Origin of the sequence: Endobacterium panacihumi, from assembly GCF_050847465.1 — a bacterium.
In the GTDB taxonomy this organism is placed as follows: domain Bacteria; phylum Pseudomonadota; class Alphaproteobacteria; order Rhizobiales; family Rhizobiaceae; genus Neorhizobium; species Neorhizobium panacihumi.
Genome location: NZ_JBOZRA010000023.1, coordinates 1 through 487, shown reverse-complemented (window position 1 = coordinate 487; position 487 = coordinate 1). Strand labels below are relative to the sequence as shown.

At 49.7% G+C, this 487-nt stretch carries 1 protein-coding gene; it reads left to right on the top strand.

Translation table 11 applies throughout. The features are described from left to right. Window positions 1–487 (top strand): dihydroxy-acid dehydratase domain-containing protein (locus ACRQ1B_RS29165; RefSeq protein WP_432297843.1); only part of this gene is annotated, 487 nt, incomplete at both ends.

Sequence of the window (487 nt, the reverse complement as noted above, 5' to 3'; positions counted from 1 at the left end):
CGCCTCAATATCCCAACGATTTTTGTGTCGGGCGGTCCAATGGAAGCGGGCAAAGTATTGGCATCCACGTTGGGCGATGGGCATACCACCCATGAAACCGTGATGAATGAATTGGGTGAAAAAATTCGCAAACTTGACCTAGTCGACGCCATGATTGATGCGGCAGATGACTTGATTAGTGACGAAGATGTGGCACAAACTGAGCGCTCTGCTTGCCCAACTTGTGGCTCATGCTCAGGCATGTTCACTGCCAACTCGATGAACTGTTTGACCGAAGCCTTAGGCTTATCCCTGCCTGGTAATGGCTCGTTACTTGCCACTCACGCCAAACGTAAAGATTTATTCTTAGAAGCAGGTCGTCGTATCGTAACACTTGCCAAACGTTATTATGAGCAAGATGACGCCAGCGTATTGCCACGCTCAATTGCGACCAAAGCGGCATTTGAAAACGCCATGAGCCTTGATATCGCCATGGGCGGCTCAACCA